Below are 20756 nucleotides of genomic sequence, written 5' to 3'. Positions count from 1 at the left end.
CCTCTCCGTTTCGCAGGCATTTTTACTCTAGTACCTGCCACTGTCCCCGCGCAAATTCTGTTTTCTTCATATATGTCAGCTTCATTGCCTGCTGTTGTTCATCTGCTACAATCTGTTCGGCAAAAATATAATCCCCATTTCCAAACAACATATATCCTGCTTTGTTAATCGGAAGTTCATATAAAACAGTTCCATCTGTTGCAAGAACAGCACATTTTCGTGTGAGTTCTGTTTTTTCATTTGATTTTGCATAGGATACCCATTCGCCATTATACAGATACAAATATTTTCCATCATAAGACATCTCTGCAATACCCATTTCTTTTCCTGCATCATAGAGTTTCCGGGTCCGCTCTGTTTTTATATCATACACATACAAGCCGTCTGCATATGCGAAATAATAAATTTGCTCCTGTTCTTCATCGACCGCATATGACGTAATCTCTGCATCTATTATTTTTCCGGATTGTCCGGTCTGATGATTGTACGCATACAGTCCCTGATAGGTATAGGTCCATTCCTGCCCCGACTCATTTTTATTAATTGTCAGACCGGATAATAAAAAGAACATCGTATTTCCGTAATTTTTTACACTGTGAATTGCACCGCTTACACTATTCCACTCTACAACACGCTCCTGTGATTTACCGTCTAATGTGTATCTTGTAATTGTTTCGGTATGTTCTTCACTGCTCCCCTGATTTCCCGCACTGTTATACACATAAACGGCATTTTCATAAAATACCAGCTTGGTATTGGAGGTTCCGTCATAGTCATATACCTTGGTAATTCTTTTTCGTTCACTTCCGTCCGGACTAACCTGAATCAGATTTCCTTCTGTCCCCAGCAGATAAAGGAAGCCATTATAATAATAAATCTGAAATCCCGAAGCGTATTCTGCCGCCTGCGCCGTCCTGTCATAATAACGCACATCTCCGAAATACGCATTACACGCCGCATTATCATGGTTACAGTCTGCTTTTGCACACAGCTTTATGCTCTCCTGCGTGTCATCGTCCCAATACATCAGATACAACGGTTCTTCCGGTGTCAGATAATAATATCCGTGTTCCCCTCTCGTAATGCACTGTATCTTTGTTCCCCAATATGCCTGATAATCCGTTTCGTCATCTTTTAATGCCTCTAACCGCATCGGCTGTTCTAATGCTGTATTCCCCACCGTAGTAATATTGGTTGTTACATTTTGCTGGTTCTTTGTCCCACAGCCTGTCAATGCTATACCGCATAAAAGAATTGCCGTGCCTGTTTTAAATATTGTCTGAAAATGCTGTTTTTTCATCACGTTCTCCTTTCTGCCCCTATTTGTACAAATTCAATGTCCTCGATAAAACTATCACAGCCGGAATCATCATTGTCATAAAATCTTTCATCCCACTGCACATGATTAATACAAAAATGCTGTATACTACAATCATACCTACCATAAATTTTGCTAAATTTTTATCCTTATCAGGAATTTTTGCCTTTTCTTTCCTTATTTTTATAATCTGTACAGTGATTAAAATACACGATATGCCCCAAAAAATCAGCAGTACAAGTTCCCGAACTGACATTATTCATTTTCCTCTGTTTCATCTTCTACAACTTTTCCGTCTTTAATTCTTAATATTCTTGCCGTCTGCGGCAAAATGCCGTAATCGTGTGTTGCACAGACAATAGTCGTATTTTCCTGTAATTCCGAAAAAATTTTCATAATTTCCTGTGCCGTGTGGTGATCCAGTGATGCTGTCGGCTCATCTGCAAATAAAATCCGCGGCTTTTTTACAACTGCCCTTGCAATCGCAACACGCTGACGCTCCCCACCGGACAATTTATACGGCTTCTGATTTATCAAATCTTTTAATCCCAGCCGCTCCAATAAATCTTTTGCCTGCTTTTCAACATTTTTCTCATAGCTTGCCGTACAGACATTTTCAAGCACCGTAAGATGCGGAATCAGAAAATGATGCTGAAAAACAAATCCAAAATTTTCATACCGGATTTCATTTTTATTTTTTGCCTCGGAAATCATTACATCATCTAAATATATTTCTCCCGCTGTCGGTGTCTTTAATAATGAAACGATATATAATAATGAACTTTTCCCCGACCCGGAAGGTCCGAGTAAAGATACAAACTCCCCACTATGTATGTCAAAGGACACATTTGAAAAAATAGTTCTTTTGGTTCTTCCGTCGATATATTCTAAATCAATATTTTTTACACGCAGCATCTTCTTACCTCATTTCTATAATGGCTATTAAATCTTTTTTGGCAAATTTTAATATTGTTACAAGAATGGTTACAACTACAAAAACTACCATTACAATGATTGTATAAAGCAGTGATTGAATTGAAACAATCGACAACATCTGTCCCATTGGTTCAAAAACAGATTTTGCAACCAGTGACAAAACTCCATAAGAAAGTATCAGCCCCAATATCCATGAAACAAAAACCAGCGCCATAATTTCTGCAATAATATTTTTAAATAACCAGCTCTTTTTATACCCAATGGCATATAAAATTCCAAATTCCTCCATTCTGTCATTATAGATCGTTTCAAGAACAATGCAGACCGCGGCAGAAATGCTCACAGCGATTACAATGACAATAACAAACATTAAAAATTTGATACTGCTTATATTCTCTTGAAGCGTTTCTTTTGCATACGACAATGTCATCGCCGCTGTTTCATCGTGTCCCATTGTATCCAGCATGTTATTCATTGTATCTAAATCTGTTTTCGGTGTAACAAGCAGTCCAAATGTGGTATTTTTAAAATCCAGTCCCAGTTCTTCCAATTCTTTCTGCCTGTAGCTTTTTGTCCCAAAAGCCATATAACTGTCCCCTGAAAATGCCCCTGTAATCATATATTTTCCGTCAATCTGTTCTCCTTCATCGACTGCACTGCCAAATGTATCCCCAACGGATAAACCTTTATTTTTCAACATGTCTTCGTGCATAATCAGTTCGTAACTGTTTTCCTCCGGCAGTCTGCCCTCTGTTACCGTCAGCGAAAAATCATCAAATATTTCTCTGATATCCGCTTCTTCCATAAATGCGACATAACCGCTCGTTGTTCCGAAAATATTGTTAATGACCGTATACTCCAGCAGTATCGGGTACGCATTTTCCACGCTGTCATCATTTTTAATTTTTTCTACCGTTTCATTCTGCAAAAATGAAGACCCACCTACCGGATATACAAATGAAAAGTCATTCAGACATGCAATATTGGAATATTCGACTGTTGAAAAGATAGACTGCACCAGCGATGTCACAAAATAGATTGAAAACACCGTAAGTGCCATAACAAAGATTAAAGAAATCCCCCGCCGTTTATTGGATAAGTAGTATTTAAACATATTTTTCATTTGCATTTTCCCCCTCATAACTTTTTTACTATTTTCGTCTTCTCATCAATTTTAGCCTTCAAACAGATAAAATCCTGTGCCACCATACGATCATAGCCAATAACTTTTTCGTCTTTCATCAATTTACATACGACAACAAGTGCTTTTGAAGTATATACTTCATCTTCAACTTCAATATGATTTATTTCAGAATAACAAATCTTAAATCCACCGGAATAGTAATAATCTTCATCAAACATAAATAGCATTATAAAATATGACATATGACCAACAGTTAATGCGCCCCATATGAGCAATGCAACATTATAGTCAAGCTCATAAAACAAACTGAATATGATAAAAAAAGCAGAAACCAGAAGGGCTGCTAAAGACAGATATCTATGATAAAAAATACATTTTTGACCATATTCATTTACTATTGCGTTGTCTTGAAGCCGAATAATATCAATAACCTCAAAAATATAATACCACGAACCTATGAATTCCATGAGTGATGCATAAAACCCCCTATTCTCATGTATCGCAATAATAAAATGCATCTTATATACAATAACAAGTGTCAGCAAAGCCAATATTCCACATATAAGCAGATCCCGTTTATTTTTCTTATAATATTCATAATACTTTTTATAATGATTCTTTTTCATGATTTATACCCATTTATCTGCTGCTGCAACATTACCTTAAATAACACTCCATATATCAAAAATTTTCAAATCAGCAATTATCCGCTTTCAAAATACCACTGTACCCCAATATTAAAGCAATTATCATAATAACCAAATTGATAATCAATGCACCATTTTGAACGTCCTCTTTCAATACAAATTTTAAAATAATCAGCACAATATTGGCAGCCACGCTTAAATTTCCCCTGCTTCTTTCATTTTATTTCATCAACTATCCACATAAGCTTTATTTTTTATTCATCCCACCTACAATCCCCTTCAAATTATTTCTAATACAACAATATGTATCACAAAAACAGCCTGTTTTTCAAGACACATGACGTACTTTGTCGATATTCCGACGTACTTTGCATATTTTCACATATTTTACGACTTGTAGCTTTTCAATTTTATATATGAAGATATACCTATTAATATAAAGGTCAGTAATATAATTGCTATTTTAATTCTGATAAAAACTGTATTATAACTTTTTATCTCAATTAAGATTGATGAAATAATTATCATTAACGTAGTCCCTGCATATATCCTTTTACTCATCTTATTCACACTTTCTATCTTCTCTCATGCCTAACAATAAAAATCCTACTGCCGTATCTACATATAAATCTTTTAAATCATGACAGAATAATTGATAGAAATTCAAATAATCTACCGTAAATCCCCACAAAGCAGAATCTATCACTGATGCTGTCATTGCTGTTAAAAACATTATATACGCATAGGCATAGTATTGATTTTTTTGTTTCCATTTTATATAAACAACGGTGACAGCACCAAATATCAATATTTTCTGTATAATTATCACAGCCGTCTGCATATGGATATTAAAAAAACTATATAACGCCGACTGCTCCCGATTTAATACCATTTGTATACGCAGTGCTTTTCCGATAAGATTTATGTCCGGCTGATACTGGTATATTATTACCTTTATAAGCTGGTCTGCCAATACCGCAAACACTACATATGCAATTAATTTTTTCTTCTTTTTCAGCAGATTCTGCTTCATCATCGTTTTAAATATCCCAATACTAATGCCTCCGCTGACCGCAATATATGCCAGACTGCTGATAATCTGCCACACCCCGCCAAACCGGTATGCCCGCCATAGTACAAATATCACGGGAAATATTAAAAAGTACCACATCACTATCTTCCTCACATTATTTTTTCTTTCTATCCTCTTTTATTATCCAAATTGTTGCCAATATATCTATCACATAAATAAAAGTGTCCTTAAATATCGATTCTCCCTTGTAACCATTTATTATCAAAACAGAAATATTTATTATAACTAAAATTCCTATAATTACAATCAGCTGTGTTTTACTGTTTTTGTTCATTGATGCTTCACCTTATTTTTAATAAAACATGAAAACATCGCTTGACAAGGGCACACAGAGAAAAACAACTGAAAATGAGCTGCCAAGCCTTACACAATGCACCGCCTAACAGGACATAGGCGGTGTTTTTGTATGCAGACAGCGTTTTCTCTGTGTGCCGAAATGGGCCAGCCGTGCGGCGTGGCCTAAATTCTTGTCAAGGAGGTTATTCGTGTCATGGCAGAAGAAAACAAGCATCCCCCTACCACGGAGGAACAGGCCCCGCCTGAAATGCCGGGAAAGGCCCCGGAAATGGAGCAGGCCGAGATCCCTGATGTGGGCGGTGCCCCCGCTCCGTCCGCAAAGGTGATCGACCTTTCCGCTGTGCGTTCTGCGCCGGAAAAGGACGCTCCGCCGGACATCCCCAAGGAACCGGAGGCCCCGCCCGTTTCCGTCACCGAGTACAGCAAGCAGGAATGGGAAAAGCCCATGCCGGAGCCGGAGAAGCCCAAGCCCAAACGGGGCCGCCCTGCAAAAGCTGAAAAAGCTGCGCCTGCCGAGCCGGGGGCCAAGAAAGAGGAAAAGGCGGAAAAGCCCCGCCGTGGCCGTCCGCCCAAGGCGGAAAAGACAGCCCCGGAGCAGACCGATCCGCCCAAGGCTGGCAAGACCCATGCGGCCCCCGAAGAAAAGGCAGCGCCCCCGGCCCCGGAAGTGCCGCCTACGCCCCGTGACGCTACCAGAGGTGAAAAAGAGGAAATCGTCTATCTTGACCTTTCCGACCTGCACCCGTTCAAGGATCATCCTTTTGGTGTCCGTGACGATGCGGAAATGAAATCTCTGGTGGAGAGTGTCCGCAACGGCGGCGTCAACCAGCCCGCGCTGGTACGTCCCCGTGAGGGCGGCGGCTATGAGATCATCGCGGGCCACCGCCGCCAGATGGCCAGCCAGCTTGCCGGGTATCGCAATATGCCCTGTATCGTCCGCAATATGACGGACGATGAGGCCATTCTCGCTATGACGGATGACAACCTCCGTCAGCGCGAAACGATTTTGCCCAGCGAAAAGGCCCTGTCCCTGAAAATGCAGTATGAGGCCATCAAGCATCAGGGAGCGCGTGGCGACAGCGCCGAGGCTGGAAAGCTCTCTCTTGAAAGCGTGGGCCAGCGCAACGGCATGAGCGTGAAAACCGTACAGCGGTATATCTGGCTCAATGATCTTGTGCCGGAATTGAAGCAGACGATGGATGACGGAAAGCTGTCTTTTACCCCGGCTGTGGAAATTTCCCGCGTGCGCCCCAAGCACCAGAAGTATATCGCCGTGTCCATTGAGGGCCAGCAGGCTTCGCCCTCCAAGGGTCAGGCAAAGCGGCTCCGTGAGCTGGACAAGGAAAACAAGCTCTCCCCGGACGTGATCGATGGTATTTTGTGTGAAGAAAAGAAAAAGGAGGATCGTGACGTGATCATTACTGGCGCTGAACTGGAAAAGTTTTTTGGCAAGGAGGCCACGCCCCGGCAGATGAAAGACCAGATCATGACGCTGCTGGAGGACTGGAAAGAGCGGCAGCCGCCCGAGCTTGCCAAGCCCGACAAGAAAATGGATATGGAGAAGTAACGACCTCTGGCCACTATGACCAGAGGCTTTTTGCTGCCCCGATAGGATATGGCTCTTGCGGTTATATCCCCCGTCGCCGCCCGTAATTGAGCACAGGCGGGAGCGGGCTGTCAAGGGGGCTTCGCCCCGCCGTATGCGGCGGCTTTGCCCTTGACCGCCTGCCCCGGCTGTGCTTTTTCTCCGGCAAGCGGCGGGGGCATATCCTCCAGAGCCGCCCCCTTTTCCACGATTGGAAAAGGGCGGGGGAAAAGGTTGACCCACTACATTATATAAAAACGGAGGTTTTCACAATGAAACGACCCCTTGCGTATATCACCGCCGCGTGGAGCGGCGACCCCTGCGAGGCGACGGAGCAGGCCGCCAAGTATTGCCGTGCTGTCTATGAGGCGGGCTTTTCGCCCATCTGCCCCACGCTCTATCAGCCCCTTTTCCTGAACGACGCCGTTCCCGAGGAGCACAAGAGCGGCATCGACATGGGCCGTGACCTGCTTCGCCGCTCTCATGTGCTGGTGGTGTGCGGCAGTATCTCCACGGAAAGCATGAAAAACGATGTGGCTGTTGCTCAGCGGCTGGGGATCACGGCAACCACGCTGGACGGCATCCTGACCGTAAAGCGTCAGGGCCGCCGCTGATATGAACGAGATCCGGCTGGGGAGCCTGTTTGACGGGATCGGCGTGTTCCCGCTGGCGGCGGTGCGCTGCGGTATCGTGCCTGCATGGGCCAGCGAGATCGAAAAAGCCCCTATCTCCATCACGAAACGCCACTTTCCCGGTATGGCGCATTTAGGAGATGTGACAAAGCTGAATGGCGGCGACATTCCGCCTGTCCACATCATCACCTTTGGCTCACCCTGCCAGAACCTCTCACAGATCGGCAACAGGGCCGGTCTTGCCGGGGAAAAATCCAGTCTGTTCTTTCATGCGATCCGTATTATCCGTGAAATGAGGGAGGCGACAAATGGTATATTTCCAGCAATCGCTGTTTGGGAGAACGTCATGGGAGCGTTTTTTTCAAATGACCGGATGGACTTTAGAGCCGTGCTCTCAGCGTTCACAGCCGCCGATATTTCAATGCCTGCTTCTGGAAGATGGGCAGGAGCCGGAATGGTGCGAGGGCATACGCCCGATCTCGCATGGCGGCTCATGGATGCCCAGCATTGGGCAAGCCCCCGATTGGCACGACGGCAGCGCGTCTTTGTTGTGGCAGACTTTGGAGGACAATGTTCCCACGAAATACTTTTTAAGCCCCGCGCAGTGCAGTCAATTTCTGCGTCTGGCGGAGATTGCTGGCTGTCCGCCGCCTGCGGAGATCGAGGCTCTTTTATTGAAGCAGGGCGGCGTGTACCGATCACCCGACCCTTTCAATGCTACCGTATGCGGGCATCGGCAAAGGAGCGGACAACGGAGGCGTTCCGAAACAGCTTCGGATTGCCAACTGACCCTTTTCCCACTCTGTTAGCCAGCGCGGTAAGTCCCTTTGCCTTTTGGTATGAGGACGATCCTGCCGGGGGCTGTGTCCGCTTTCCCACGGAAAGAGAATGTGAACGGCTCATGGGGCTGCCGGAGGGCTGGACAAAGTGCGGCGCGGATGGTGAGGAAATCCTGTCCGCCCACCGTTACCGGGCGCTGGGAAATGCTATCGCGCTGCCCTGCGCCGAGTACATTGTGCGCGGCATATACGATGTTCTGACAAGGAGGTGCTGAAAATGTCATCCCTGTTTGAAGCCTACATTACCAACCTCGGCAAATACAACGAGGGGCGGCTTGTGGGCGAAACGCTGAAATTCCCGGCCACCACGGAGGAGGTGCAGGCCCTTTTGAAGCGCATCGGCGTGGATGGGGTACGGTATGAGGAAATCTTCATTACCTCATTTGACGGTGATGTGTTGGGCCTGTATGACCATTTGGGCGAGTATGAAAGCATTGACGAGCTGAACCATCTGGCTCATGTGCTGTCTGACCTTGACCAGAGCGACATTGAAAAGTTCGAGGCCGTCATTGACAGCGGCGAATACACGGGCAGCGTCCATGACCTGATCAACCTCGCACAAAATCTGGATTGCTATGACTTCTACCCCGGCATTGACAGCGAGGAGGCGCTGGGTCGGGTCTACATTGAGGAAATGGAAATGCTGGATGTGCCGGATGATGTGCTGCCCTACTTCGACTTTGAAGCCTACGGGCGGGACGCACGGATCAACGACGGCGGCCATTTTGCACCCGGCGGCTATGTGTTCAATAACGGCGGAAAATTTGTTGAGCGGTATCACGGGATGGAGGATATTCCCCCGGAGCACCGTATTTTTGCCTATCCCAAGCTGAATATCCGGGAGCAGATGGCGGCGTATCAGGAGGTCATAGACCGTTCGGCGCTGAACGAGGAAAAGCAGCGGCTTCCCGCCAGCCGCGAGGACAGGTAGGCCGCTTCTGGTCACGGTGGCCAGAGGGCAAAGGAGGTGTAAGCTATCGTCGGAGATGAAGTGTCCCGGCAGACCATCGCCGTCAGCGTCAAGGCGTCCAAGCTGACCGCCCGTGCGCTGGCCTATGTGGTGGCCGCCGTGGGCCGGAAGATTGCCAAGGAGCACCGCAAGGCACAGACGCCCCACGGCAAGCAGAGTGTGCGAAAGCTCATGGGCCACGGCGGGGATACCCACGCCATCGAGGTGGACACGCCCAAGCTGTTTGACAAGGTGGCCCGGAAATGGGGCGTGGACTATGCCATCCGCCGTGTGGGAGAGGAAAAATATCTGCTTCTGTTCAAGGCACGGCAGGCCGACGCCATCACGGGCTGCTTTGCCGAGTATTCCCGTTTGGAGCTGAAACGGGCTAAGTCCCGGCAGACGCCGATCCGGGAGCAGCTCCGGCAGGCGGAGGAACAGGTGAAAAAGCAGCCCCAGCGGGAGCTGACAAAGGAGGCGGCGCATGGCGACAGATAAAATCAGGAAGTATGTTCTTCCGAATATCCCGTACCTGTTCATCGGCTGGTTTTGCCTGAAAATCGGCACGGCGTACCGTCTGGCCGCTGGTGCGGGCTTCGGGGAAAAGCTGCTGGGGCTGGGCCAGACCATCGGCGCGGCCTTTGGCAGCTTTGCCCCCGGCCTTGCCCCGCTGGATTGGTTTGTCGGCATTGTGGGCGCAGTCGGCTTCCGGCTGCTGATCTACTGCAAGGCGAAAAAAGCAAAGAAATTTCGCCGCGATGCCGAGTACGGCACAGCCCGCTGGGGAAACGAAAAGGACATCAAGCCGTTCATTGATTCCAAGTTTGAAAACAATATGCTGCTGACCGCCACGGAACGGCTCACCATGAATACCCGTCCCCAAAATCCCGCCAACGCCCGCAACCTCAATTTCTGCGGCATCGGCTCGTCCGGCTCGGGCAAGACCCGCTTTTGGCTCACGCCGCAGCTCCTGCAAGCTCATTCTTCCTATGTGGTGGTAGACCCCAAGGGCGGTGTGCTGGGGCAGGTCGGCTCGTTTTTGCAAAAACGGGGCTACAAAATTAAGGTGTTCAACAGCATAGACTTTTCCAAGTCCATGCACTACAACCCTTTGTCATATATCCGCAATGAGGCCGACATCCTGAAATTCGTGAACGCCCTGATCACCAACACCAAGGGCGAGGGCAAGGAGGGCGATCCGTTCTGGACGAAAGCGGAAACGCTTTTGTACTGCGCCCTGATTGCCTATATCATTTTTGAGGGGCCTGCCGAGGATCGGAATATGAATACGCTGGTGGATATGATCTCCGGCATGGAGGTCAAGGAGGATGACGAAAACTATAAAAACGCCGTGGATTATATGTTTGATGGTCTTGCCAAACGCAAGCCGGATTGCTTCGCCGTGAAGCAATACCGTAAATTCAAGCTAAGCAGCGGCAAGACGGCCAAAAGCATACTTATTTCCTGCGGCGCACGTCTGGCCCCCTTTGACATCCCCCAGCTTCGGGAGATCATGTCCTATGACGAGCTGGAGCTTGACCGCATGGGAGATCGCCGGACGGCGACATTCTTCTGCATCAGCGATACGGACAGCACCTACAATTTCCTTGTGGCGCTGGCCTTTTCGCAGATGTTCAATCTTCTGTGCGAACGGGCGGACAATGTCCACGGCGGCAGGCTGCCCCATCATGTGCGGGTGCTGTGGGACGAGGCGGCCAACACCGGGCAGGTGCCAAACTTGGAAAAGCTGGTGGCGGTCATCCGTTCCCGTGAGATCAGCCTGTGCCTGTTGTATCAGCAGCTTGCCCAGTGCAAGGCCATCTACGACAAGAACGCGGAAACTATTCTCGGCAACATGGATAGTGTGCTGTTTCTCGGCGGACGCGAAAGCTCCACCATCAAGGAAATTTCGGAGAACTGGCTGGGAAAGGCCACCATCTCTATGCAGACCGAGGGACGCTCACGGGGTCAGTCCGAAAGCTACAGCCAGAATACCCAGCGGCTGGGCCGGGAACTGATGACCCCAAGCGAGCTTGCCACCATGCCCGGAGATCGGTGCATTTTGCAGCTTCGGGGCCTGCCGCCGTTCTACTCCAAGAAGTACGATTTGAAACAGCATCCAAACTACAAATACACCGCCGAGGCCGACAAGGTGAAGAACGCTTTTGACCTCGACAGCCTTGTGACACGGCGGATGGACAAGCTCAACCCCAACGAAGCCTATACCGTTTACAAGGTGGACGTGCCGGACGAGGCGCTCACAGGCGAGGACGAGGACATCCTCAACTATGACGACCTCGACGACCCGGACGCCTTTGTATAACCTCTGGTCACGGTGTCCAGAGGAGTAGCTGCCGCCAGAAATGGCGGCTTTTTTCATGGCCGGAAACATCCCGGAGAAATGGAGGACTTATGCAGTTTTTTGCTTCTGCCGTTACTACCCTGCAAACTCTCGTCGTGGCGCTGGGCGCCGGTCTTGCCGTGTGGGGCGTGGTCAATCTGCTGGAGGGTTACGGCTCGGATAACGCAGCGGCCAAAAGCCAGGGCATCAAGCAGTTTATGGCTAATTAAAGGGAACAAAAAGAAAGGAAAAGCACAATCCAGACGGTATCAGCGGCAGGATACAAGAATAAATTGTGATTACACAAGATTGGTGTTATAATAAGAGAAAAGTTCCTGCCGGGGCAGCCGCCCCGGTGGTATGGGTAGAAAGGCAGGAAAACAATATGCACATCAGCTATAAACCACTCTGGCACACACTGTTAGAGCGTGATATGAGAAAAGAAGATTTAAGGCTTGCCGCTGGTATGACAACGAATATGATTGCCAACATGAGCAAAGAGGGAAAGCACATCAGCATGGACACATTAGCCCGTATCTGTGAAACGCTGAATTGTGAGATTACCGATGTGATTGAGTTAGTACCAGACGAGCCTGCTTCCACAGGAGGTAAGGAACATGAGCGAATTGAAACCAAGAATAACGGAAAACGGAATTGATTATATCCTTGTCGGAGATTACTACATCCCGGACTTGAAACTGTCGGAAGAACGCCGCCCCATCGGAAAGTATGGACGGATGCACCGGGAATATTTAAGAGAAGTCCACCCAGCCAGATTGAACACATTGATACTGACCGGAGAATTGTGGACATATCTTGCAGACCTGAACGAACAGGCACAGGAACGGTTAGACACTATCATGGAGCAGATGAAAGCTGCCGAGGGCGTGACCGAGGACTTGAAGCGTACTTCTCAAATGGAATGGGTGCAGCGTTGCAATAACATTCACAACCGGGCAGAAGAAATTATTTTGCATGAGATGGTTTATTCATAAACGGTATGTCAGAATGACAATTACAAACTGAAAGCTGAAGGAGAGGAAATTTATGAACAAAACCTTAACCCATAGTATGAAATCCTATATAACAATTTTTTTGGTTGGTATTTTAGTCGGATGTATTTGCAGGCTTACAGATTATTGCCCAGCTGATACATTATGGAGTTTTTCGTCAATTCAAACACTATTGGGATTTTGGATTATTACCAATACCATCATTGTTTTAGCAAGTACTTCAAACATTTGTGCAGGGATTAGTTCGTTTTTATATATGTTTGGAATGACATTGAGTTTCTATGGATTACAAGCAATATTAGGAACATTCATACCTTTATTTTCTGGTGGTTTTCGTACTTCACTATTTATATTATTTACCATTTGTTCAATCCCTTGTGCAATAGCAGCGTTTATCTTATATTACTGGAATAAAGAACATATTTTTAATTCTATATTATATTCTCTGCCAGTAGGTGCTTTAGCCGCAGAAGCAATTGTAATTTTTATTTACTTTTTAGGGCATCATACATTCCTATTTCAGTTATTGATGGATGTAATAGGAGTGCTAATTTTTCTTTTCATGTTCTATAAGAAAGCAAAAAGTAAGAAGCTTTTTCTAATCGCTTCGGTAATTAGTGCTTTGGTATTTTACTTTGTTTTTCCATGGTAATATGAAATTATAATATACAACTTACCCCTTCAAAATTTCAACTGAATAACCACAGCACAAACCGCTGCTACATGGAAGCCAACACAACCATGCAACAGCGGTTTTTTGTTACCGTTTTTTCCTCTGGCTGATAGGCGTTCCCATTTTCTTTGATTTTTGGAGAATCCGAATCAGCCAGCGAAATTCTTCTTCCGATAAATTTTTGTAGTTGATACCGAGCTGCTTGCAGTAAAGCATTGCCAGTTTTTCCAAACGGCTGCCCTTGAAATTTTCGACCGCTTCCAGATTTTCTTTCAGTTCATCGGCAACGGTGGTCTGGGGTGCACTCTCACTGTCCTTTTTGTGGGTTTCCCGAATATCCCGGATAATCAGGTTGAGGTCATCCAGAACCATGTGGCTGAAATACTCATCATCGCTGATATGGGCAGCTTGCAGCACCTTCAAATGCGGGTCATCTTCGCCGGGGCGATACCGTTCAATGATTTCATGCCGGACGGTATCAACAAGGGCATTGAGGTTTTGGATTTGCATGGTAGCAATCCCGTCCACATAAATCTCAATATCCGCAAGAAACTTGATAAAGTCCTTATGGGTGGCAAGTTCGCAGAGCAGACGGTTGTTAATCCGACCGCTTTTCAGAAGTGCAACCATCTCATCATTCAAATGCAGCTCCGTCAATGGTGTGTTGATCTGCTCCCGGTTTTCTGTCCGGCACAGCAGATAATCAACGGAAACCCCATAGAAGTCTGCCAGCGTGATAAGGTTGCCATGATTGATTTCCTTAAAATCCTCTTTTTCATAACTTCCAAGAGCTGATTTGGAAATGCCCGTCAGCTTTGATAGTTCTTCCAGATTTAAGCCTTTGTCCTTGCGGAGTTCCCAAAGGCGTTCCTGTATGCTTGTTGCTCCTTTCATGGGTGCACGCTCCCTTCCAACGGTTTCATTGCTGCCGCTTATCTGGATTATATCACACTTTCCGTAATCGTGGAAATTTCTGATTTTTACCCCTGATTCCTACTTTGTGGACATACGGCACAGGGCACAAAAATGTTCTATGATACAGGTAGTTCATCGATGGATTATTCCAATCGAATGACCAGCCTGTGTGGGATATGCTTCCCCGGTGATGTAGCGCCATGACTTTTGGCAGGGATATGGAGGAACCCTGACCAAAACGAGCGTACCAAAGGGAGCGATACGCCGCTGTGAGATTCAGGGGAGGAACGACACCGGGGAGAACTGGCGAACTGACACCGAAATGATACCGAAACACGACAATCTGATAGGGGGATAGTCTACCCTATCGCTGATACTTCGGGAGATTTTAGGCGGTTCTATGGCTGTAATTTTGCCGAAAATCGTCCCGAAACCATACACTAAAACGGGAGGAAGCGCAATATGCCGAGAATGAGCAAAAAGAGGAAGCAGGAGCTTTCCTTTTACCTCAATGACCGGGGGCGTGTCACTTACAACGAATTATGCCGGAAATGCCAGCATGGGTGCAAGCAGAGCTTCCGGGCGGTTGTGATTGACTGCCCCCGTTATTTATCCAAACGAGCAAAGAAAAAGGAGGAACACACCGAATGAATTTTGAATTTATGACGATAGACACACCTTTGCCGCCCTGTATGCCCTTTCCAAGAGCATTGACAGGATTTTCAATCAGCAGCACCGCAAAGGTCATGTACTGCCGGATGTTAGACGCTATGCTCTCCAAAGGACAGGAGGACGAGAACGGAATCCTGTTTGTCTGCTTCCCCATCACAGCCATTGCCGCAGTCCTGTCCCGCAGCCCCATGACGGTCAAGCGTTCTCTGAATGAACTGGAAACCGCCGGACTTATCATGCGGGTGCGTCAGGGCGTGGGAGAACCAAACAGGATTTATGTGCTGATACCGGGAAAGGAGGACGCTGCCCTTGCCTGATACCTCAAAGCTGGAAAAACTCAACAGGGAGCTGGAGAAAAGCGAAAAGAAACTGCGGAAAGCCATCAATGATGAAAAGGCATTGCAGCACCAGTTAAAACAGCTTACCCGAAAGGAACGGACGCACCGGCTCTGTACCCGTGGCGGTATGCTGGAAAGTTTTCTGCAAGAGCCGGAACGCCTGACAGATGATGATGTCATGCTGTTGTTGAAACTCATTTTTCACAGGCAGGACACGCAGGAACTATTGAAAAAACTGCTGGAACGGGAGAAGCCGGAAACCCCTTAGTTTACTAAGGGCGCAATTATACACCACTCGGAGGATGGTGCATTGCGTTCTCCGAAGGCTCCTCGCCGGAGGGCTGTGATTTTCCGCAGTCATGGTCTGCTCCAAATCAAACAGGGGACGCTACACTTCCCCTGCGCTGGCTGCCGCCAGCTACCCTTTTGTGGACTTGCCATCTGGGAACACCTTGCCTTGCAAGCTGTTCCCAGCCGACAAGTTTAAACAATCTTAATAACATCACGCTATATTTCGATACGGTGTTGATGTATAATGAGATTATAAAACATTTATGATTTAGAAAAGAGGGCTAAGTATGCACAGAATATATAGTGCACTTATTGACATCGTAGCGGCTGCTATCTTTATTGTTCCACTACTGGCTTTATATGGGAAAATTTCTCTTCGCAGCTTGAAGCAAACGCTTATATATATTGTGTTTGCGTTTTATCTTGTGGCAGTTTTATCTCTTGTTGGTTTTCCAAGTGTGTTATCTTTGAATTTAGATTTTACAATCAATATCATTCCGTTAGTCGATATGATTTCTGATTTTGTAAATGCTTGTTTAAATGTTCTTTTGTTTGTGCCATTAGGCTTTTTATTGCCTATGTTATGGAAAAAATACAAGGCAATAAAAAACACAATGTTATTTGCAATGTGCATGACTATTGCAATAGAGATTTCACAAATCTTTACTTTTAGGACAACCGACATTAACGATATAATTACAAATATGGTAGGTACATTAGGTGGTTATTTCATTGCTAAGCGGATTACAAAAAATTTTACACAGTATCCAGAATTAAATGCAGAAAATAAAGACTTGTATATTATCTGCGGAACAGTAATGTTAATAATGTTTTTACTACAGCCATTCACTGCATCCTTACTATGGGAGCTGATTTTGTGATTTACAAGTTCGAAATGCTCCCTAAATTTCTTAATAACTAAATACCAGCCGCCCCCAGCGGCACACCAGGCAGGAAATCTGAAAAAGGTCTCCTGCTTTTTTTCTGCCCAAAATCGGAAAGGAGGAACACAAAATGCCCTGTCCACACAATCAAATCTCTATTGTACAGCGCAGCAATCGCCAGTCTGCTGTTGCCGCCGCTGCCTACCAAAGCGGCGAAAAGCTGTTCTGCGAATACGACCAAGAAATAAAGCACTACCCGGAAAAGCGTGGTATCGTCCACAACGAAATCATGCTTCCGGCAAACGCCCCGCAGGAGTACGCAGACCGCAACACTCTCTGGAACGCCGCCGAAGCGGTGGAAAAACAATGGAACTCCCAGCTTGCAAGGCGGTGGGTGCTTACCATCCCAAGAGAGATACCGCCTGACCAGTACGCTGTCCTTGTCCGGGAGTTTTGTCAGCAGCAGTTTGTTTCCAAAGGCATGATCGTTGACTTTGCCATCCATGACCCCTATCCTCCGGGACATAATCCACACGCCCATGTCTTGCTCACTATGAGGGCAATGGACGAACATGGGAAATGGCTTCCCAAGAGCCGCAAGGTTTATGACCTTGATGAAAACGGGGAACGGATTAAGCTGCCATCCGGCAGGTGGAAAAGCCACAAGGAGGATACGGTTGACTGGAACGACCAGAAGTATTGTGAAATCTGGCGGCATGAATGGGAAGTCATCCAGAACCGCTATCTGGAAGCCAATGACCGCCCGGAGCGTGTGGACTTGCGTTCCTATGCCAGACAGGGGCTTGATATTGTCCCTACTGTCCATGAGGGGGCTGCTGTCCGGCAGATGGAAAAGCGTGGTATCCAGACGAATATCGGCAACCTGAACCGGGAAATCAGAGCCGCCAACCGCCTGATGAAGTCCATCCGGCAGCTTATCCAAAACCTCAAAGGCTGGATTACCGAGCTGGGAGAAAAACGGAAAGAGCTGCTTGCACAAAAGGCAGCGGAGGAAGCGACACTTCTTCCCAATCTGCTGATGAAGTATATGGAGATACGAAAGGAAGAAAGGAAGGACTGGACAAGGGCTGGACAGAACCGTGGGACTTCACAGGACTTAAAGGCAGTCAGCGAAGCCCTGTCCTATCTCCGGCAAAAGGGGCTTTCCACTGTGGAGGATTTAGAAGCATTTCTGGAAGCGTCCGGGAAATCAGCCGCCGATTACCGCAATCAGATGAAGCCCAAGGAAGCCCGCAGCAAAGTGATTGACGGGATTCTTGCCAGCCGGACAGACTGCAAGGAATGTGAGCCTGTCTATGAGAAGTACCGGAAGATATTTTTTAAGAAAACAAAGGAGAAATTCAAACAGGAACACCCGGAGGTTGCCCGGTATGAGAAAGCCGCCGCCTACCTTGCCAAGCACCCGGACGATAAGGACAGCACCCAAAAGGAGCTGCAAGAGGAACAGGAAAAACTTGTTGGCGAAATCGCAGGGCTGAAAGAACCTTTAACCGAGGTACAGGAGGATTTGAAGAAGTTGCGGGACATCCGCTACTGGGTACGGAAAGCCACCCCCGGCACAGAGGAAAGCAAAGAGCCGCCCAAGAAGCAGCCTATCAAAGAAGTCTTGCAGGATAAGGCAGACGAGAAAAAGGCTCAAAGAACTGCCCCGGCACAGGCGAAACACAGACAACAGGATATGGAACTTTAACAGGCACTTGCCATTTTCAATCAGAGAATGTCAGGTGCTTTTCTTATTTTCAAGGAGGGATAGATTTGAATGTATTTGAAGCTGTGAAGCAGTCCGTCACAACAAGGCAGGCTGCGGAGCATTATGGAATCCATATAGGTCGGAACGGGATGGCTTGCTGCCCGTTCCATCACGATAAAACCCCAAGCATGAAGCTGGATAGGCGTTACCACTGCTTCGGCTGCGGTGCGGATGGGGATGTGATTGATTTTGCCGCCGCCCTGTATGGGCTGGGAAAGAAAGAAGCCGCCGTACAACTGGCACAGGACTTCGGGCTTTCCTATGAGGACTGGAAACCGCCGGGAAAGGCAAAAAAGCCCAAGCCCCGGCAGAAATCCCCGGAGGAACAGTTTCAGGAAGCAAAGAGCCGCTGCTTCCGTACCCTTGCCGATTATCTTCACTTGCTGATGGCATGGAGAATGGACTACGCCCCGCACTCCCCGGAGGAAGCCTTTCATCCCCGGTTTGTGGAAGCCTTACAGAAGCAAGCCCATGTGGAATATCTGCTGGATGTGCTGCTGTTTGGGGAGACGGAGGAAAAAGCGGCTTTGATTACGGACTACGGAAAGGATGTGATACAGCTTGAACAGCGAATGGCAGAGCTTGCAGCCGCAGACGCAGCAAGAACTAAAAAACACCATGAACGCCATGCAGCCGCCCCAGAGCATTGAGGAAATCAAGGCGGGGCTGGAAACTACCGAGAAAGGCGGTGTCCGTCAGAGCATACGGAACTGCCTGACCGTATTTCAGCGTGACCCTCTGCTTTCCGGGGCTATCGCATACAACATCCTGACCGACCGCAAGGACATCATAAAGCCCATCGGCTTCCACAGAGAAAGCACCGCCTTAAACGATACGGACATGAAGTATCTGCTTCTCTATCTGGAAGAAACCTACGGGCTTACCAATGAGAAAAAGATTGATAACGCCATCGGAATTGTGGCGAATGAAAACAAGTATCATCCCATCCGGGATTATTTAAGTTCCCTTGTGTGGGACGGAAAGGAACGAATCCGCTTCTGCCTGCGGCACTTTCTGGGGGCTGACGCAGACGATTACACCTATGAAGCGTTGAAGCTGTTCCTGCTGGGTGCAATCTCACGAGCCTTTCAGCCGGGGTGTAAGTTTGAAATCATGCTCTGTCTGGTAGGCGGTCAGGGGGCTGGAAAGTCCACCTTCTTCCGTCTGCTGGCAGTCCGGGACGAGTGGTTCTCCGATGATTTGCGGAAGCTGGACGATGACAATGTGTACCGCAAGCTGCAAGGTCACTGGATTATCGAAATGTCGGAAATGATGGCAACCGCCAACGCCAAGAGCATTGAGGAAATCAAGTCATTTTTAAGCCGGCAGAAAGAGGTTTACAAGATACCCTATGAAACCCACCCGGCAGACCGCCCCCGTCAGTGCGTGTTTGGCGGCACTTCCAATGCCCTTGACTTCCTGCCCCTTGACCGTTCCGGCAACCGCCGCTTTATCCCCGTCATGGTGTACCCGGAGCAAGCCGAGGTTCACATTTTGGAGGACGAAGCTGCTTCCAGAGCCTATATCGGGCAGATGTGGGCGGAAGCGATGGAGATTTATAAAAGCGGCAGGTTCAAGCTGGCTTTCAGCCCCGCCATGCAGCGGTATCTCAAAGAACACCAGCGGGATTTTATGCCGGAGGACACCAAAGCCGGGATGATACAGGCATACCTTGACAAGTACACCGGGAGCATGGTCTGCTCCAAGCAGCTTTACAAGGAAGCCTTAAACCATGCCTTTGACGAGCCGAAGCAATGGGAAATCCGGGAAATCAACGAGATTATGAACCAGTGCATTTCCGGCTGGCGGTACTTCCCAAACCCAAGAATGTTTTCCGAATATGGCAGACAAAAGGGCTGGGAGCGTGAAAACCCGGCAACGGACTCCGGCAACCCGTCTGAAAAAACGATGGACGGTTTTGTGGAGGTCACAGAACAGATGGAGCTTCCATTCTGAAAATGACAGCCCGTTGCACCCCCTGTTGCTATCCCGTTGCCGAGCCGGTTGCCGGGAAAAACCCCTTATTTCCGGGCTTTTCTCCCTTATAACAACCAAAACAACAGAAAAATAAAAGAAAAGTATAAATAGTAACCATCGCCAGATTGAGATTGTTTGCAAGGTCTTTTGAAGTCCGTTGCCGGACTTCGTTGCCGACACCCTCTGTCTGGCTATTTTCATGTATGGAGGATAACTGCCTATGGCAAAAAACAAAACAGAGATTCATGTGACCACTGTATTTGACGGGGAGCTTGACGCAACCGATGTGTTCGTCAGCCTGATTTCCCAGAAATATGGAAAGACAAATTCAAAAGAATATCTTGCTAAAAAGAAAGATTTGAAGTATAATGAAGATGAGGTTCAAAAGAGCCAGATACCGTCTGGATTGTGTGGGTAAATGGCTATGATGAACGAAATGGA

At 47.3% G+C, this 20756-nt stretch carries 26 protein-coding genes; 18 read left to right on the top strand and 8 right to left on the bottom strand.

Annotated elements, in window-relative coordinates; translation table 11 throughout:
• Positions 1–22 precede the first annotated feature (22 nt).
• From WMO37_RS11250 to WMO37_RS11220, 7 genes are all read right to left on the bottom strand, one after another.
• Entirely contained in the window at positions 23–1300 is a 1278-nt protein-coding gene (locus WMO37_RS11250; protein WP_349155060.1) for a hypothetical protein, read from the bottom strand.
• A 19-nt stretch (positions 1301–1319) separates the two neighbouring features.
• Positions 1320–1574, bottom strand: coding sequence for a hypothetical protein (locus WMO37_RS11245; RefSeq protein ID WP_349155059.1), 255 nt, complete (start codon positions 1572–1574; stop codon positions 1320–1322).
• Positions 1574–2233 (bottom strand): ABC transporter ATP-binding protein, encoded by a 660-nt coding sequence (locus WMO37_RS11240; RefSeq protein ID WP_349155058.1) that lies wholly within the window; start codon positions 2231–2233, stop codon positions 1574–1576. Before WMO37_RS11240 ends, WMO37_RS11245 begins: the two co-directional genes overlap by 1 nt.
• 4 nt (positions 2234–2237) lie before the next feature.
• Complete coding sequence (locus WMO37_RS11235) at positions 2238–3377, bottom strand: FtsX-like permease family protein (RefSeq protein WP_349155057.1); 1140 nt, start codon at positions 3375–3377, stop codon at positions 2238–2240.
• Positions 3378–3391: 14 nt separating this feature from the next.
• Positions 3392–4024 (bottom strand): hypothetical protein, encoded by a 633-nt coding sequence (locus WMO37_RS11230; RefSeq protein WP_349155056.1) that lies wholly within the window; start codon positions 4022–4024, stop codon positions 3392–3394.
• A 583-nt stretch (positions 4025–4607) separates the two neighbouring features.
• Positions 4608–5216, bottom strand: coding sequence for a signal peptidase II (locus WMO37_RS11225; protein ID WP_227089921.1), 609 nt, complete (start codon positions 5214–5216; stop codon positions 4608–4610).
• Positions 5217–5232: 16 nt separating this feature from the next.
• Positions 5233–5412: a hypothetical protein gene (locus tag WMO37_RS11220; protein WP_022431759.1), complete on the bottom strand. Its 180-nt coding sequence runs from the start codon at positions 5410–5412 to the stop codon at positions 5233–5235.
• 216 nt (positions 5413–5628) lie between these two features.
• Between WMO37_RS11220 and WMO37_RS11215 the strand changes: the two genes are divergently transcribed.
• From WMO37_RS11215 to WMO37_RS11170, 10 genes are all read left to right on the top strand, one after another.
• Positions 5629–7002: a ParB/RepB/Spo0J family partition protein gene (locus WMO37_RS11215; RefSeq protein WP_059085513.1), complete on the top strand. Its 1374-nt coding sequence runs from the start codon at positions 5629–5631 to the stop codon at positions 7000–7002.
• Positions 7003–7292: 290 nt separating this feature from the next.
• Positions 7293–7634 (top strand): DUF7768 domain-containing protein, encoded by a 342-nt coding sequence (locus tag WMO37_RS11210; protein ID WP_055060880.1) that lies wholly within the window; start codon positions 7293–7295, stop codon positions 7632–7634.
• A gap of 1 nt (position 7635) precedes the next feature.
• A complete protein-coding gene (locus WMO37_RS11205) occupies positions 7636–8706 on the top strand; it encodes a DNA cytosine methyltransferase (protein ID WP_097785044.1) in 1071 nt (356 codons plus the stop codon).
• Positions 8707–8708: 2 nt separating this feature from the next.
• On the top strand, positions 8709–9422 hold the full coding sequence (locus WMO37_RS11200) for an antirestriction protein ArdA (RefSeq protein WP_302929602.1): 714 nt from the start codon (positions 8709–8711) through the stop codon (positions 9420–9422).
• A 60-nt stretch (positions 9423–9482) separates the two neighbouring features.
• Positions 9483–9938 (top strand): PcfB family protein, encoded by a 456-nt coding sequence (locus WMO37_RS11195; protein ID WP_349048666.1) that lies wholly within the window; start codon positions 9483–9485, stop codon positions 9936–9938.
• Complete coding sequence (locus WMO37_RS11190) at positions 9925–11763, top strand: VirD4-like conjugal transfer protein, CD1115 family (RefSeq protein ID WP_349155055.1); 1839 nt, start codon at positions 9925–9927, stop codon at positions 11761–11763. Before WMO37_RS11195 ends, WMO37_RS11190 begins: the two co-directional genes overlap by 14 nt.
• Positions 11764–11852: 89 nt before the next feature.
• A complete protein-coding gene (locus tag WMO37_RS11185) occupies positions 11853–12011 on the top strand; it encodes a Maff2 family mobile element protein (protein WP_055060876.1) in 159 nt (52 codons plus the stop codon).
• A gap of 155 nt (positions 12012–12166) precedes the next feature.
• The gene (locus WMO37_RS11180; RefSeq protein ID WP_002593556.1) at positions 12167–12439 is read left to right on the top strand and encodes a helix-turn-helix domain-containing protein; all 273 of its coding nucleotides are present in this window, start codon (positions 12167–12169) and stop codon (positions 12437–12439) included.
• Positions 12399–12776, top strand: a complete 378-nt coding sequence (locus WMO37_RS11175; RefSeq protein WP_349155054.1) for a TnpV protein — start codon at positions 12399–12401, stop codon at positions 12774–12776. The genes WMO37_RS11180 and WMO37_RS11175 overlap by 41 nt, the downstream gene beginning before the upstream one ends.
• Before the next feature lie 52 nt (positions 12777–12828).
• Positions 12829–13446, top strand: coding sequence for a hypothetical protein (locus tag WMO37_RS11170; protein WP_242878528.1), 618 nt, complete (start codon positions 12829–12831; stop codon positions 13444–13446).
• Positions 13447–13554: 108 nt separating this feature from the next.
• Here WMO37_RS11170 and WMO37_RS11165 read toward each other — a convergent pair whose 3' ends face one another.
• On the bottom strand, positions 13555–14361 hold the full coding sequence (locus WMO37_RS11165) for a helix-turn-helix domain-containing protein (RefSeq protein WP_069432587.1): 807 nt from the start codon (positions 14359–14361) through the stop codon (positions 13555–13557).
• Between the two features lie 483 nt (positions 14362–14844).
• On the opposite strand from WMO37_RS11165, the gene WMO37_RS11160 reads away from it, so the two are divergent.
• From WMO37_RS11160 to WMO37_RS11125, 8 genes are all read left to right on the top strand, one after another.
• Positions 14845–15033 (top strand): hypothetical protein, encoded by a 189-nt coding sequence (locus WMO37_RS11160; protein WP_003020302.1) that lies wholly within the window; start codon positions 14845–14847, stop codon positions 15031–15033.
• Positions 15030–15371: a replication initiator protein A gene (locus WMO37_RS11155; protein WP_054324683.1), complete on the top strand. Its 342-nt coding sequence runs from the start codon at positions 15030–15032 to the stop codon at positions 15369–15371. The genes WMO37_RS11160 and WMO37_RS11155 overlap by 4 nt, the downstream gene beginning before the upstream one ends.
• Entirely contained in the window at positions 15364–15660 is a 297-nt protein-coding gene (locus tag WMO37_RS11150; protein ID WP_002594808.1) for a DUF3847 domain-containing protein, read from the top strand. The genes WMO37_RS11155 and WMO37_RS11150 overlap by 8 nt, the downstream gene beginning before the upstream one ends.
• Positions 15661–15970: 310 nt before the next feature.
• Entirely contained in the window at positions 15971–16564 is a 594-nt protein-coding gene (locus tag WMO37_RS11145) for a VanZ family protein (protein ID WP_015555147.1), read from the top strand.
• Between the two features lie 133 nt (positions 16565–16697).
• Positions 16698–18278 (top strand): MobQ family relaxase, encoded by a 1581-nt coding sequence (gene mobQ / locus WMO37_RS11140; protein WP_021650201.1) that lies wholly within the window; start codon positions 16698–16700, stop codon positions 18276–18278.
• A gap of 65 nt (positions 18279–18343) precedes the next feature.
• On the top strand, positions 18344–18988 hold the full coding sequence (locus WMO37_RS11135; RefSeq protein ID WP_138345501.1) for a CHC2 zinc finger domain-containing protein: 645 nt from the start codon (positions 18344–18346) through the stop codon (positions 18986–18988).
• Positions 18957–20294 (top strand): virulence-associated E family protein, encoded by a 1338-nt coding sequence (locus WMO37_RS11130; protein ID WP_044962169.1) that lies wholly within the window; start codon positions 18957–18959, stop codon positions 20292–20294. The genes WMO37_RS11135 and WMO37_RS11130 overlap by 32 nt, the downstream gene beginning before the upstream one ends.
• Positions 20295–20535: 241 nt before the next feature.
• The gene (locus WMO37_RS11125; RefSeq protein WP_006873181.1) at positions 20536–20733 is read left to right on the top strand and encodes a hypothetical protein; all 198 of its coding nucleotides are present in this window, start codon (positions 20536–20538) and stop codon (positions 20731–20733) included.
• Positions 20734–20756: the final 23 nt, after the last annotated feature.

This window comes from Lachnospira intestinalis (genome assembly GCF_040095895.1).
Classification (GTDB): Bacteria; Bacillota; Clostridia; order Lachnospirales; family Lachnospiraceae; genus Lachnospira; species Lachnospira intestinalis.
This window is presented reverse-complemented; position numbering and strand designations above follow the sequence as displayed.